Genomic DNA, 15,825 nt, shown 5'->3' on the forward strand with positions numbered 1-15,825 from the left:
TTTCACCGTCGTATAATGCAACTCCGGCACTGTCGTATCCTCTGTATTCTAAACGCTTTAATCCTTTAATAATGATAGGATAAGCTTCTCTTGGTCCAATATAACCTACAATTCCACACATAAGTTTTTATTTTTGCCAAATATAGTTATTAAAACTATAACTCATAATTTGGAAGGTTAAATTGCTATTATGATTTTAGAAAATTCGAAACTCCTATAAAAGCTGATTCAGTTTCTGATGTCTCATTAACACTTAATTTTGTATGCTTATTTTTTTAAAATTTGCTGATTCTCCTATTCGCTTATCTGCTATATGCGAATTTGCATATGTGCTTATTCGGTGATCCCGATAGCAATTAGGAGAAGTTATGATGTTTAACTTGGGAAAAAGAGAAATGAAAAAAAAGAGATGGAATGGTGATAAGGTGACGAAACAACTCCCTATTTTCTTACCACAGATTCACAGATTATAAAGAATTTATTAAATTTTTTTATTAGTAGGATGTATAAAATTACACGGACGCTGAATGTGGTACATTCAGTGGTTTTGATTGGAAAGATACACGACTTTAGTTTATGATGACATCTCGAAAAACAGCGAAGCTTACACTTCTCCTCTTAATCTCAAATGCTCGAGGTGACAACAAATGCTCGGTATGACAGCTGGTTATTTAGATTTTCAGATTTAATTGACTGGTTTATTTATAATAGTTGCACTTTATTTGTTATAAAATTAAAACCCTGACTACGCATAGGATTATTCGCATGCTTAGTCAGGGTTTGATTTAGTTGTAAAATTTCAAAGATATATTATTCCTTTACCTCTCCTAACTGTTGTTGAAATTTCCAAGCAGTCTGCATAGATGCTTGTAAGGGTGTGGTTGGTTGCCAGCCTAATTCGTTTTTTGCAAAGGAATAATCGGCATAAGCCTGTACGATATCCCCTGCCCTACGTGGTTTTATTTCGTAATTGATCTTTAAATTGTTTGCCTCTTCAAAAGCCGTTACAATTTCCAATACTGTTGAACCGTTACCTGAACCTAGGTTAAAAAACTCCAGATTAGATTTGTTCTTCCCTTCCAATAAACGCTGCATTGCCTTTACGTGCGCATCTGCCAAATCGTTCACATCGATATAATCGCGTACTGCTGTACCGTCTCTGGTTTCGTAATCATTACCAAACACACCCAAACTCTCTCTGATTCCCATAGCAGTTTGTGTAACATATGGAATAAGGTTGTTTGGTATTCCGTTTGGAACTTCCCCAATTGTAGCCGAATTATGCGCACCGACCGGATTAAAATATCGTAACGCAATGGCATTTTTACCCGTAGCGTTTACAAAATCTTCAATGATTTCCTCGCCCATTTTCTTTGTATTGCCATACGGAGATTCCGGACGCTTTAATGGAGTAGATTCGTTGATAGGCATAGCATCTGCCTGACCATACACGGTACATGAAGAGGAAAATATAAAATTATCTACCTTATTTTCTTCCATCGCTTCCAGCACATTCATCAACCCCATTAAATTATTACGGTAATACATTAATGGTTTTTCTACTGATTCGCCCACCGCTTTGTACGCAGCAAAATGGATGATTCCATCTATTTTATGGGATTGGAAAAAGACACTAACTGCATTAAGATCTTTCAGATCGATGTTGTAATACACAGGCTGGATTTTTGTTATAGCTGTTATTTTTTCCCAAACTTCCAATTGTGAATTCGAAAGATCGTCGATTATATATACACTAAAACCTGCTTGTTGTAACGCTACCACTGTATGGGATCCAATATAACCAAGACCGCCTGTTACCAATATATTTTTCATTGCTTTATTTGCTTGTGTTCTTTTTATTGCTCTTGAAACTGCGGTGAAATTTACTACTTTTTTTGGAATTAAAAGATTGTATGCTGCAAAAACTGCCGGATGTCAGGTGCCAGGTGTGTGGTGCCGGATGTTTGGTGTTTTTTACTGTTATATTAGTTAAACAGGTAAATGGTTATACGGGTTAATTAGTGGGAATCATTTAATCTGTGGTTAATATCGATAATTTGGGACAACGTTCATTTAAAGTTGAATTAGCTTCGCTCCCCACATACTCTGCTCCATGTATTCGCAGACTTTGGACTCCGTCCTCGGGTGTTGAATAAATGATCGCGAGGCTATAGAGACAAGTTCTTTTTAGTTGTTGATATGAAGATTTACCTATTCGCTGATCTGCATTTGCGGGCGTCTTAATAATTAGGAATTTTAATACTTCTACCATTAATTTTATTAAATATTTTTCAAAAAGAAATAAAAACTAAACAAAAAAAAACATTTTTTTATTAATTTTTTTTTAAATTTATCTTAAACTAACAATATAATTATTATGAAAAAAACTACACAATCAGCAAGTATTAAAGTAAGATGGTTAGGCTGCCGATCTATAATTCTTTTATTACTTTTCGCCTACCTGCCTTTTTTAAATTTAAATGCGCAAACCTTTAGTTACACAGGAGCTGTACAAACCGTAACACTACCGGCAGGTTCTTATGAAATTGAAATGTGGGGAGCTGACGGAGGTAAAGGTTTTCACACCTCTCAGATAATTAATGAAGGTAAAGGTGGATATTCTAAAGGAATTCTAACGGTAACTTCACCTACTACATATTATATTTATGTTGGAGGCAAAGGAGCCGATGCTGCGGGTAGTGCGGTTGGCGATATTCATTTAGGGGGATGGAATGGCGGAGGCGATTCTGGTCAGAACAATTATTCAACAGCAACTCAATATCGTGCAGGCGGTGGAGGGGGCGGAACCGACATTAGAACAGCACAGAATTCTACTTACGCTAACAGATTAATTGTTGCCGGCGGCGGCGGCGGCGGCGTGTATCTTGCTACTTATCCGGGTGGACATGGTGGTGGAATTACAGGCGGAAATGGAGGTAACACTTACAACGGAAATGGAGGTACACAAACCGCAGGCGGAACAGCAAATGGAAGTACCGGTAATATAGCAGGAACAGCAGGTGCTTTGGGAACAGGCGGAGCTGGAGGTACAGCAAGCACAAAATCTGCAGGCGGAGGCGGAGGCGGAGGCTATTATGGCGGAGGCGGAGGCGCTACTGGTAATACTTCATCATCGCAAGGCGGAGGCGGAGGCGGTTCCTCATATATTGGAGGAATAACTACAGGTGTAACTATAATGTATGGTACAGCGGGCTTTGTTCCTAATCTTGATATTGTTGGAAATGGTAGAGTTATCATTACATCACTGGCACCGTGTACGGGTACGCCAACCTCAGGTATAGCATCAGCTACCACTCGAAATTGCGCCAGTCAACCGTTCACTTTGTCTGTTACCGGTGCAACCAAGGCAGGTGGTATTACTTACCAATGGCAGCGTTCTAACGCAGGAGCTAATACGTTTACCAATATTACAGGTGCAACAAGCGCCTCTTACAATGTAAGCAATCAAACTTCAGATAGTGATTATCGTTTTGTGGTAACATGTGCAAACGGAAACGGTACAAGCACGTCTAATGTAGTTACCGTTACACAGATCCCAACTGGAAATATATCTGAGAATTTTGATACAACGGCTGTTGGCACAACAGCTGTTCCATCGCTCCCTACGTGTTGGAGTTTTATAGATAATGTTGCTACAACTGGATATTTATATACATACGATTTAGCGTCAAGCGCACCTTATTCCGGAGCTAATTACGTTAGATTGTATAGAACAAATTCTACCACTAATGCTTCGCAGGAATTAGTGCTTGTTTCACCTGAAACAGTCAACTTAGGTAACGGAACCAAACAATTACGGTTTTATGTAAAAACATACGGGACAACTGCCGGTACATACGATAATAAACTAGAAGTCTTGTCAATGTCTAATACCACATCTACTTCCGGTGCCACTGTCTTAGCAACTTTTACACCGAATCATGTAGGGTATCAGGAATACATTGTTCCTTTACCGGCAGGTACAAATGATTTTTTTGGTTTTAGATTAGCATATAATGGAACAACAACTGCATCAAGTGTTTCAATAGACGATATTTATTATGAAAATAGAGAAGCCTGCTTTTTCGCAACCAATTTAGCAGTTCCTACATTTGCACAAACCACTGCTACTCTTTCATGGACAACTTCAGTTGATACAACTGTTACCGGTTATGAATATGAAGTACGCTCTAGCGGTGCGCCAGGATCGGGTGCAACAGGCTTAGCAGCATCGGGAACGGTTACCGGTGTAACAACCACTACAGCTAATGTAACAGGTTTAAATCCGTCAACCAGATATTTCGTATATATTAGAAGTATTTGTGGAACAGCAACAGGAAGATGGAATCCTAACTTTGCAGAATTCACTACTTTGTGTGCCGTAAGTAATGGTTTTTATGAAAATTTTGATACTACGGCTGTAGGATCAACTACAACGCCTTCCCTGCCTATATGTTGGAGTTTTATTGATGATGTAGTCACTTCAGGTTACCTTTATACATACGATTTAGCATCCAGTGCACCACAGTCAGGAGCAAATTATATACGTATGTACAGAACTAATTCTACTACAAATGCTGCGCAAGAATTAGTGATGATTTCCCCAGAGACCAATAATTTAGGAAATGGTGCAAAGCAAATACGTTTTTCTGTAAAAACTTATGGAACAAGTGCCACTACCTATGTGAATAAGTTAGAAGTGCTTTCTATGTCAAGTGCAACTTCCACTACTGGTGCAACTGTTTTAGCAACATTTACACCTAATCAAGTTGCTTATCAAGAATACGTAGTGCAATTACCGGCAGGGACTAATGATTATTTTGGTTTTAGGTTAGCGTATAATGGTGTAACCACTGCTTCGTCTGTTTCTATTGACGATGTTTATTACGAAGATATACCGGCACCTACACTAACAACCACCCAAACCAATAATTTATGTTTTGGCGAAGCCAACGGTATGGGATCGGTTGTGGTAAAAGATGGGGTTATGCCATTAACATATTCATGGAGCCCTTCTGGAGGAACAAGTGCCGTAGCAACAGGATTGGCAGCAGGTACGTATACCGTAACAGTAACCGATGCATTAAGTCGTACAGCAACAGCAACCGTTACAATAACAGAACCTGCACAGATATTATCTAATTCGATAATTACCCAAATAAGTTGCAACGGATCAAACAACGGTAGTATTACCATTGCACCAACAGGAGGAACCTTACCATATACTTATTTATGGAGTACAGGCGCTACAACAGGCACCTCATTATCAAACCTTACTCCTGGATCTTATTCTGTAACGATTACCGATGTAAATGGATGTACAGCAACAGAAAACATTACCATAACAGAGCCGGCTGTATTAACAACAACAAACAGCGCACAAACCAATGTTAGCTGGTATGGTGGTAATGACGGATCAGCAACTGTATCGGCAACAGGCGGAACAGCACCATATACTTATTCTTGGAGTAATGGAGCAACGGCAGCAACAGCATCCAATTTAATTGCAGGTACTTATACCGTAATTGTAACCGACGCGAATGGTTGTACAAGCTCGTTAGATTTTATAATAACGCAGCCAATTCCTTTAATGGTTCAGTCGGTATCGCAAACCAACGTAAGTTGTAATGCAGGCACTAACGGTACCGCAGCGATTGTTGCCATGGGCGGTAACGCACCTTATACTTATTTATGGAGTAATGGAGCAACAAGTTCAGCTGTAGCAAACTTAACAGCAGGTACTTATACGGTAACGGTAACCGATTCAACAGGAAATACCATTACCCAAAGCTTTACCATTACAGAGCCTGCAGCTTTAGCAAGCACCATGGTTAAAACCGATATTACCTGTAATTTTGCAAGTAACGGAACAGCAACAGTAAGTGTAACAGGCGGTACGGCACCATACACCTATTTCTGGTCTAACGGAATGACAACTGCAACAGCAAATAATTTAAACGTTGGAAACTACACAGTAGACGTTACCGATGCCAACGGCTGTAAAGCAACTGCAACGGTGTCAATTACCCAGCCTACGGCATTAGTTGCAGCTCTAACCAGCAATAACATATCATGTTACGGACAAGTAGATGGTACAGCGAGTGTAACCGTAAGTGGCGGAACAGCACCTTATACGTATTCATGGTCAAACGGACAAACAGGGACATCGCTTAGCAGTTTAGCAAAAGGTTCTTATACTTTAACGGTAACCGATGCTAACAACTGTACGGTAACCCAAAGTTTCACTATAACCGAACCTGCGTTTGTACACCCACCGGTTGCAGTAAACCAAAGTTTCTGTATAGGTCAGAATGCAACCTTGGCAAATATGGTAATAACAGGAAGCAGTATTAAATGGTACAATGCAGCAAGTGCCGGTACCTTATTACCTGCAACTACGGTATTAACCAATGGAACTACCTATTACGCATCGCAAACAGTAGGCACATGCGAAAGTGCTACCAGAACAGCGGTGCAGGTTACATTAAACCAAGGAATACCATTGACTACCACACAGTTAAATGTTTGTAGCAATACCAGAGTTCAAAACATGACAATTGACGGTTTTAACTTTACTCAGTTAAGATGGTACAGCAGCGCAACAAGTACGGTTGTTTTACCTTCAAGCCAGTTGTTAGCTACAACAACTTATTATGTAAGTTCTGTAGTAGGAACATGTGAATCAACAAGACAAGCAATCCAAGTAACAGTAGCAGCTACAGTACCAACACCAACGGCAACCTCACAGGTAGCCTGCGGTAACAGTACGTTGAATGATTTGGTTGTAACCAAAGATTCATCGGCAACATTACAGTGGTACTCATCTATGCAATCTATGATACCTTTAGTAGGAACAACACAGGTTTCAACAGGAACATATTATGTACAACAAGTTATTGGTACGTGCGAATCGGTACGTATAGCAGTACCTGTACAGGTAATAAATGTAAGCACACCTTCAATGACCTCTATAGCTACATGTGATGGCAATACTATTGCAGATCTACATCCAAGTACAGGAACTTATGTTTGGTATGTAAATAACACCACAACCACAGCTTTACCTGATACTTTTGTAGTAAAATCGGGTACATACTATATTGCACATGAGGTATCGGGATGTATATCACCAAGAACAAATGTATCTGTTAATGTAAATGCACGACCAGGGAATGCAACAGGACAGTCGAATCAATTGTTTGGATTTGCAGCGAAAGTGTCTGATTTACAAATGAACGAACCAAATGTAAGCTGGTTTGCAAGTTTTAGTGATGCCGTTAAGCAAGTCAACCAATTACCAGCAAGTCAACCATTGCAAGATCAAACAACATATTATGGAATATTGACAGGTTCTAATAATTGTGGAAGTGCTATACCTGCAGCAGTAACGGTAACGTTAAATTTAAGCAATGCAGAGTTAGATCTTACCCAATTGAAATACTATCCAAACCCGGTGGATTCTGAATTAAACATCAGCTATATTGAAGAAATCAAGAAAGTTGAAGTATTCACCATAACAGGACAAAGAGTATTTGGTAACGATTACCAAGGCAACGAAGTAAAAGTTGATTTAAGCAGATTAAGTGCAGGAACTTATCTTGTTAAAATAGAAACAGCAAAAGCTTCACAGTTTGTGAAAATCGTTAAGAAATAATGTAATTAAATAAAACAAAAAAGCCGTTCATAATGAACGGCTTTTTTTTATGTGGTATTCACAGATCCCTATAGCTATCGGGACAGGTTGTTTGGTGCGGGGTGTCAAATTGTGTTAGAAGATTAATTCGTGTGGAATCCTTCTAATCTGTATTGCACCAGTTGAAAGTTTAATGTTTAACGTTGGGTGCTGGGTGTTTTTTACTGTTATATTAGTTAAACAGGTAAATGGTTATACGGGTTAATTAGTGGGAATCATTTAATCTGTGGTTAATATCGATAATTTGGGACAACGTTCGTTTAAGGTTGAATTAGATTCGCCCCACATACCCTGCTCCATGTATTCGCAGACTTTGGACTCCGTCCTCGGATGTAGAAGCGTTTAACTGTTTAAAGATAATGAAATGTAGCTGCCTACTTAAAAACAAATTTTGAAAAAAAACGTATAAAAAAACTATATTTGTACGTATAAAATTATAAATTATGGATTCTAAATTAACATTAAAGCTAGATGAAAATGTTATTGAGCGTGCAAAAAAATATGCTGCGGCAAAAAAATTAAGTTTATCGCGATTAATTGAGAATTATCTTGATGCACTAACTAATGATGAACTTAATAATTTGGAAATTTCGCCATTTGTTAAAAGTATAGCTACCGGCAAACAATTGCCTAATGAAATAGACAAGGATAGGTTAAAGGACGATTGCATTGATTATTTATATAGAAAATACAGATAAAATGAAAAATGTTTTTTTAGATACAAACATCATTCTCGATTTTCTCGGCGAGAGAGCCGGCTTTTACGAACCTGCTGCCAGAATTTTAACGCTGGCGGATCTTAAAAAAATCAAAATATATACTTCTGCGGTTTCTATAGCGAATACATATCATCTTTTAACCAAATATGAAAATCATGAAAGTGCCATTGAAAAAATACGGAAATTTAACGTTTTATGTACCATTGCAACTATAGATGATGAAGTACTTGATAAAGCAATAAATTCGAACTTCAAAGATTTTGGAGATTCTATACAATCTTTTAGTGCTATCGCTTCTGGTTGTAACCTTATTATAACAAGAAATGAAAAAGATTTTAAACATGCATTGATACCTGTTATGAATCCGATTGGTTTTTTACAAAGCTTTAAGAATAGTTGATGAATGCTGGGTGAGGGATAATGGTGTTTGGTGATAGGTGTTTTTCTTTTTGAATTGGTGAAGTGATGAATTGCTGTATCCAGTACAGATTAAAATGCATCACACGAATTAATAATACTTGCACTATCATAAATCATCCTAACATCAAAATCTGGACCTCTGTGGTAAAAAAAATTAATCAAAAACCTCTACAAACTGTCACTCTGAACTTGATTCAGAGTCTCCTTCATGAAAAGAGGGATATATCTATTACCTATCACTCGTTTCTTAGGCACTATGCAACCATTTTATTTCCCTTTAAACCATATAACTTTTTAACAAACAAACAACTAACAGATCTTTTCTCAATAACTACCGCAACCGATAACTCGGTCAAGTTTTTGAATTCTAGTTGCAAAACCAACGCAATTCTTTAAAATTTTTAGCTTTTGAAGAAATTAAATAACTTTTACTTTATTTTTACTAAAAATAAACACCAAAAAATAATCAATCGCTACAGCATTTGTAAAAGTAATATTTTAGTTTTTTTGATTAAATTGCCATTTCAAATGAATGGTATCCCTTCTGAAAGATAAAATAGTTTCCCTTCTGCATAGCAAGAAAATTATACATACACTACTAATAGGTTAATCTTTCTTGTGCATCATTAATGCAATATACAACAATATCAATCTAACAATGTATCTTATCAATGCCGCATTAGTGTCGCATCAGTAACGCATGAATGCCGTACTTAAAGCATATAAAGGCTAAGGATCATATATGATTAATCCTTCCAAAGTCGTCATTTGAAGAAGCGGATAAAGTAAGATTAAGGCGTTATTTAGATATAGGCCTATTCTATACAATTTAAAATAGACGTACATTATTGTGAATTCTTTTAATCTTGGTTGAGTGATTTAAAGTATCACATTGGAGGCTAATGCATCAGTTCGGAAACTTGCGTCTGAATCAAGTTCAGAGTGAAAGTTATACCGATTACCGTAAGAATACAATAGAAAACGCTTAACAATCTTTTGAGACCCTGAAACAAGTTCAGGGTGACATTCTGATATAGTTATAATTCACCAAGCATTTCCTGCAGGCTGGTTTTCCAATCCGGAACAGATACTTTGTATACTTCTTTTATTTTTGATTTATCTAACAATGAGAAATTCGGGCGTTTTGCAGGGGTCGGGAATGCATTACTGCCTATGGCATTTATTTTGGTATTAAAACCTTTGATTTCTTTTACCGCGGTTGCAAATTCGTGCCAGCTGATTTTACCTTCGTTGCTGTAATGATAAACTCCCTGTAAAAACTCCGGTGCTTCTATTATCTGCATGATTGCTTTTGCCAGATCGCGTGCGTAGGTTGGCGTACCAATCTGGTCTGCCACTACGCCTATTTCCTCACGCTCGCTCATTAAACGGATCATTGTTTTTACAAAGTTGGCTCCGTAAACCGAATAAACCCAAGCGGTACGTATGATGACATGATTAGCACTTGAAGCACGCAAAGCTTGTTCGCCGTGTAATTTTGTTAAGCCATAAACGTTAATAGGATCGGGAGTATCAGTTTCCTTTAACGGTGTTTCACTGGTACCATCGAACACATAATCGGTTGAGATATGGATTACATTGGCATTATTGTCTGCCGCCCACGCACCTATTGTTTTTACGGCGATATGGTTTACGGCATCGCATAATTCCTGATCGCTTTCGGCTTTATCAACTGCGGTATAAGCACCTGCACTAACAATAATGTTAGGTTTTTGGGTATTTAAAACTTCGATAATCTGATCCGGATTGCTTAAATCCATTTCCTCACGGTCAACAAAAACCATCTGGTATTTTGGATACGCTTCTTTTAAATCGTGTAATTCTGATCCTAACTGACCATGACGGCCGGTGATTAGTATTTTCATGATGTGTGATGATATGTTGAACTGATGAACTGATTATGTATAAATCTGTTGATCTGATTACTTTACTATTTATTTTTTGATTGATCTTTAAGATTCGTTTTTCGATTAATCTGATATTTATACAAACCGTTTAACTTGTTTAAAATCTCATCTATAGACAATCTTAATTTACCGTACTCATCTTCTGCTATATAATTTAACTGAAAGAACAAATTTAAATGATTAATTACTTCAAGACCTGATGCATAAGCCATATTTGTAAAATGAGCTTGATCTAAATTCGAAGATCTGCCTGATCCTTCTGCTAAATTAGAACTAATAGAATCTGTTGCTCTCTTTATTTGTCTTGTCAAATCAAACTGTTCTTCCTTTGGGAAAGATTTAACCAATGTACGAATTTCAATACTTAATGATAAAGCAAGCTGATAAACATCTAACTTTTCAAATGCATAAATATGATACTTTTCCATTAGCTTATCTTTTATGTTGAATTTATGAACTGATGAATCAGTGAACCAATGATTTGGTCAACTGATGAGTAATTTTTTAAATAATCAATTAAACAATTCTTCAAATAATCAATTAAACAATTCTACAATTCAACCTTAAACAATTCATTGAACGTTGGCAAGATGATATCTTTTTCTGAAACGATCTCTGCTCCAGCTTCTATTCCCCAATCGATATTCAATTCGGGGGAATTATATAAGATCCCTTGTTCTGATTCTTTATTATAGAAATTGTCGCATTTATAGAAAAATACGGCTTCTTCACTCAACACCGAAAAACCATGCAAAAATCCGCGTGGTACAAACAACTGTCTGTTGTTTTCTGCTGACAAATGTACTGCCACATGCTGACCGAAGGTTGGGGAATCGGGACGAGCATCAACAGCAACATCGATTACTTCGCCTCTTAACACACGAACCAACTTTGCTTGTGCGTGCGAACCTGCCTGTGCATGTAATCCGCGTATTACTCCTCTTTTGGAATAACTTTGATTATCTTGAACAAAATGAGTGTTTGTCCTAGTTAAATTGTTAAACATTTTTTCATTAAAGCTTTCAAAAAAGTATCCACGCTCGTCTTCGAACTTGCGTGGTTGCAATATAAAGCAGCCTTTTAATTTTGTTTCTGTAGCGTTCATTTACTCTTGATATTGTGTATCGTAATACTTTTGATAATCACCCGATGTTACATTGTTCAACCATTCTTGATTGTCCATAAACCAGTCGATTGTTTTTGCCAACCCTTGTTCAAAGGTTACACTTGGATACCAGCCCAATTCTTTATTAATTTTATTAGCATCAATAGCATAACGCAGATCATGTCCCGGACGGTCTTTTACAAAGGTAATTAATTGTGCCGATGTTCCCGGTTCGCGACCTAATTTAGTATCCAGCTGTTGGCATAATTCTTTAACCAGATCAATGTTCTGCCATTCGTTGAAACCACCTACATTGTAACAATCTCCGTTTTTTCCTTGGTGGAACACCAAGTCGATTGCTTTTGCATGATCGATTACAAACAACCAGTCACGGGTATATTTTCCATCACCATAAATAGGCAGTGGCTTGTTATTGATGATGTTGTGGATACACAACGGAATTAGTTTTTCAGGAAAATGATTGGGACCGTAATTGTTTGAACAATTTGTTAACACCATAGGCATGCCATAGGTATCATGGTACGCACGTACAAAATGATCTGAAGCTGCTTTTGAAGCCGAATAAGGCGAATGCGGATCGTATTTGGTATCTTCGGTAAAAAAGCCCTCGCTACCCAATGCACCAAAAACCTCATCGGTTGATACATGGTGAAAACGCTTACCTTCGTAACCTTTTGCTGAGCCTGTCGAAGCATCATTCCATATTTCTCGAGCAGCATTCAATAGGTTTACCGTACCGATAACGTTGGTCATTACAAATGCCGAAGGATCTGCAATGGAACGATCTACATGCGATTCTGCCGCTAAATGTATTACACCTGTTGGCTGGTGTTTTTTGAACACTTCCAATACCGCCTGTGCGTCACAAATATCTATCTTTTCGAACTTATAGTTTGGTAAATGATCTACATCTTTCAGGTTTTCCAGATTTCCGGCGTAGGTTAACGCATCTAGGTTAACGATGGTATAGTCTGGATATTTTGTTGCGAATTCACGTACCACATGGGATCCGATAAATCCCGCACCTCCGGTAATAATGATAGTCTGCTTCATATTATGTTATGGTTAGCTAATTTTGTTCAAAGATAAATTTTTTTTATTAAGATGAATAGTGAAAATTTTAGATGTTAGGTGTGGGGTGCTGGATGATTTTTACTGTATAATGTATTGATGTATACTGTAGTGTTGGAGGATTTAATCCCGATGGTCGGGACAGGATGTTTAATGTTATTATGAACTTGTTGAACTGTTGAGTTGTTAAATTGTTGAATCGTTTAGTTATTGGATGTTTGGAAATGGTGATAAATTAGTTTCAAATTACCATCATTTCAGTTTTTTCTTAAATTTTTACATTATATTTACATACACTTATGCACAATAAAATTAGCTATTGACATAGTCATTATTTTAATTATGCAGAAAAATGAAACTACCCTTTTTTAATACGAACACCAATGCCTCTGAATTTTCAGAAACGTATAAAAACAATTTGCAAGATCAAGTTTCTGAGCGTTTACAACACCAGGTTCAAACATCATCCAGTGAGATAATTATTAATTTCATATTCACCAGTGATCATGGTAGAAATGGAGATAGATTTTCTGCAATACTGAAGATGGTTGCTTTGTAAATTATTTTATGAATACCGAAAAAAAATACCAGATTACAGGTAAAACACACGAATTAAAACTTAACAAAGAAGAAATAAAAGATTGGCTTTTATCTATAGCTGAAAAAGGAATTAAATTTAACTGTATTTTAAGCGAATGGAATATTGTTTCTATTACTGATTAAAAACGCACAGGTCGGAATTGGAAAAAAGTGGCGGGGAAATTTGGAGAATGGGGAAATATTTTTTTGTGTTTGGTGCTGGGTGTTGGCTGACAGAGTAAGTAGATTAAATTCGTGAAAACATTCCATCTTTGGTGAATTATCATATTTCAGTACAAGTTTGATTGAATCTTTAAAACGTGGAAATAATACATAAATTCGTGTAAATTATAGAATCTGTGGTTAATCCGGTAGCCGGGACAAGATCTGTTTAGTGGTTTTATCTATTAAAAAGTTATATGTTAAAGGGTACTGATATGTTGACAAGGTTTTGATTAATTACATTTAATAATGCAGAAAATAATTTTGATGTTTTATAATTGAAACCCTGAATCATATTGCTGATTATTCACTGCCAATAAATTCAGGATTTCATTTGAATTATATTTCTAAAAAGTATTAATCTGCTGATGATCCCAACTGCTGCTGGAATTTCCATGCCGTTTGAATTGATATCTGCAACGGAGTTATAGTATTCCAGTCTAATTCTATTTTTGCCAACGAATAATCGGCATAAGCTCCCACTATACCACCAGCCCTACGGGGTTTTATTTCGTAATTAATCTTTATATTATTTGCTTTTTCAAAAGAATTAACAATTTCCAAAACGGTTGATCCTTTGCTTGAGCCTAAATTAAAGAATTCCAGCTTAGATTTGTTCTTTTCTTCCAAAAGCCGTTGCATCGCTTTTACATGGGCATCTGCCAGATCGTTTACATTTATATAATCGCGTACTGCGGTACTGTCACGGGTTTAGTAATCGTTACCAAAAACACCTAAATGTTCCCTAATGCCCATTGCTGTCTGTGTAATATAGAGAATACCATTTGGCACTTCACCAATTGCAGAAGAATTATGGGCATCCAACTGGATTAAAATATCTTAAAAGAATAGCGTTTTTACCAGTTGCGTTAACATAATCTTCAATGATTTCCTCTCCCATTTTTTTGGTATTTCCGTAAGGTGACTGAGGCTTTTTCAAAGGAGTAGCCTCATTGATTGGCATTTTTTCTGCCTGACCATATACTTTGCAACAAGAGGAAAAAAAAGAAATTATCAACCTGATTTTCTTCCATTGCTTGTAGTACATTTATTAGTACTATTAAATTATTGTGGTAATACATCAATGGTTTTGCTACTGATTCGCCCACCGCTTTATAAGCTGAAAATGAATAACACCATCTATTGCATGCGATTGAAAAAAATACTTACCGCACTAAAATCTTTTAAGTCAATATTATAATAAACTGGCTTAATGCCAGTTATTGCTGTTATCTTTTCCCAAACATACAATTGTGAATTGGAAAGATCATCAATAATGAATACGTTATAATCTGCTTGCTGCAATGCTACTACGGTATGTGAGCCACATATATCCCAACGCCGGTTACCAACATATTTTTCATCCTTTTTATTGCTAATGTGCAGATTTGCTGATATTATTTTGCAAGCTTTATTATTTCTTTTTCAGATACTGTTTTGCGCAGACCTGAACTTGAAAAACGATGATCGCGCTGGTTATAGTATAATTCTATGCCTTTTTCTTCGCAATAAGTTCTACCTGTAAAATTCTTGTCTTTATACTCTTCGCCTAAAATACGCACATCGATCTTGAACGAACGTAAAATATCTTCCAAATCCTGTTCTGTGGCATAAGGTACTATTTCATCTACGTGCACACATCCCTTTAACTGTATGTAACGCTCTACCACGCTTTGAACTGGACGGTTTTTTTCCGGACGATCCAACGTAGGATCGGTTTGTAAACCGCAAATAAGGTAATCGCACTGCCGCTTCGCATCTTCCAGCATTTTTATATGTCCTGCGTGCAATAAATCGAATGCACTGAATGTTATTCCTATCTTCATTCTTTTTTGGTTTATCTTAATTGACCCACATCTGTCCTAATATCTTTATTAAAATCGTGGGAAATTTACTGTTTTTTTTTTGATTTCGAAAATTAGCGATAGAAAATAATGATTTGGTTATGATTAATTTACTCAATAAGCTGGTGATTATATTAACATACTTTTATTTGAATTCATAAAGATATCTTATTGTTACTAAAACTTTAAGTAGAAAGTAAAAAAATTAATACTTTCATTCATT

Annotated in this window: 10 protein-coding genes and 1 pseudogene; 4 read left to right on the forward strand and 7 right to left on the reverse strand. The window is 36.7% G+C overall.

What is annotated here, in order from left to right:
• Positions 1–810: 810 nt before the first annotated feature.
• Complete coding sequence (gene galE, locus F0460_RS13485) at positions 811–1,833, reverse strand: UDP-glucose 4-epimerase GalE (RefSeq protein ID WP_150014119.1); 1,023 nt, start codon at positions 1,831–1,833, stop codon at positions 811–813.
• Between the two features lie 544 nt (positions 1,834–2,377).
• On the opposite strand from galE (F0460_RS13485), the gene F0460_RS13490 reads away from it, so the two are divergent.
• The 3 genes from F0460_RS13490 to F0460_RS13500 all read left to right on the forward strand — a co-directional run bounded on the left by F0460_RS13490 (position 2,378) and on the right by F0460_RS13500 (position 8,812).
• On the forward strand, positions 2,378–7,654 hold the full coding sequence (locus F0460_RS13490; protein WP_150014121.1) for a glycine-rich protein: 5,277 nt from the start codon (positions 2,378–2,380) through the stop codon (positions 7,652–7,654).
• A gap of 482 nt (positions 7,655–8,136) precedes the next feature.
• Positions 8,137–8,391, forward strand: a complete 255-nt coding sequence (locus tag F0460_RS13495; protein ID WP_150014123.1) for a DUF6364 family protein — start codon at positions 8,137–8,139, stop codon at positions 8,389–8,391.
• Position 8,392: 1 nt separating this feature from the next.
• Entirely contained in the window at positions 8,393–8,812 is a 420-nt protein-coding gene (locus F0460_RS13500) for a type II toxin-antitoxin system VapC family toxin (RefSeq protein WP_150014125.1), read from the forward strand.
• 1,057 nt (positions 8,813–9,869) lie between these two features.
• On the opposite strand, the gene rfbD is transcribed toward F0460_RS13500, so the two are convergent.
• The 4 genes from rfbD to rfbB all read right to left on the reverse strand — a co-directional run bounded on the left by rfbD (position 9,870) and on the right by rfbB (position 12,939).
• Positions 9,870–10,718, reverse strand: coding sequence for a dTDP-4-dehydrorhamnose reductase (rfbD, locus tag F0460_RS13505; RefSeq protein WP_150014127.1), 849 nt, complete (start codon positions 10,716–10,718; stop codon positions 9,870–9,872).
• 65 nt (positions 10,719–10,783) lie between these two features.
• The gene (locus F0460_RS13510) at positions 10,784–11,188 is read right to left on the reverse strand and encodes a four helix bundle protein (protein ID WP_150014129.1); all 405 of its coding nucleotides are present in this window, start codon (positions 11,186–11,188) and stop codon (positions 10,784–10,786) included.
• Positions 11,189–11,310: 122 nt separating this feature from the next.
• Positions 11,311–11,865: a dTDP-4-dehydrorhamnose 3,5-epimerase gene (gene rfbC / locus F0460_RS13515; RefSeq protein ID WP_150014131.1), complete on the reverse strand. Its 555-nt coding sequence runs from the start codon at positions 11,863–11,865 to the stop codon at positions 11,311–11,313.
• Entirely contained in the window at positions 11,866–12,939 is a 1,074-nt protein-coding gene (gene rfbB, locus F0460_RS13520) for a dTDP-glucose 4,6-dehydratase (RefSeq protein ID WP_150014133.1), read from the reverse strand. It lies immediately after the preceding gene.
• Between the two features lie 585 nt (positions 12,940–13,524).
• Between rfbB and F0460_RS16225 the strand changes: the two genes are divergently transcribed.
• Positions 13,525–13,680 (forward strand): hypothetical protein, encoded by a 156-nt coding sequence (locus tag F0460_RS16225; RefSeq protein WP_190304159.1) that lies wholly within the window; start codon positions 13,525–13,527, stop codon positions 13,678–13,680.
• A gap of 435 nt (positions 13,681–14,115) precedes the next feature.
• On the opposite strand, the pseudogene galE (F0460_RS13525) reads toward F0460_RS16225, so the two are convergent.
• Together galE (F0460_RS13525) and F0460_RS13530 are read right to left on the reverse strand one after the other, a co-directional pair.
• Positions 14,116–15,122: pseudogene (gene galE, locus F0460_RS13525) on the reverse strand (UDP-glucose 4-epimerase GalE).
• 33 nt (positions 15,123–15,155) lie between these two features.
• A complete protein-coding gene (locus F0460_RS13530) occupies positions 15,156–15,584 on the reverse strand; it encodes an adenylyltransferase/cytidyltransferase family protein (RefSeq protein WP_150014135.1) in 429 nt (142 codons plus the stop codon).
• Positions 15,585–15,825 lie beyond the last annotated feature (241 nt).

The sequence above is a fragment of the Paenimyroides baculatum genome (genome assembly GCF_008629655.1).
Classification (GTDB): domain Bacteria; phylum Bacteroidota; class Bacteroidia; order Flavobacteriales; family Flavobacteriaceae; genus Flavobacterium; species Flavobacterium baculatum.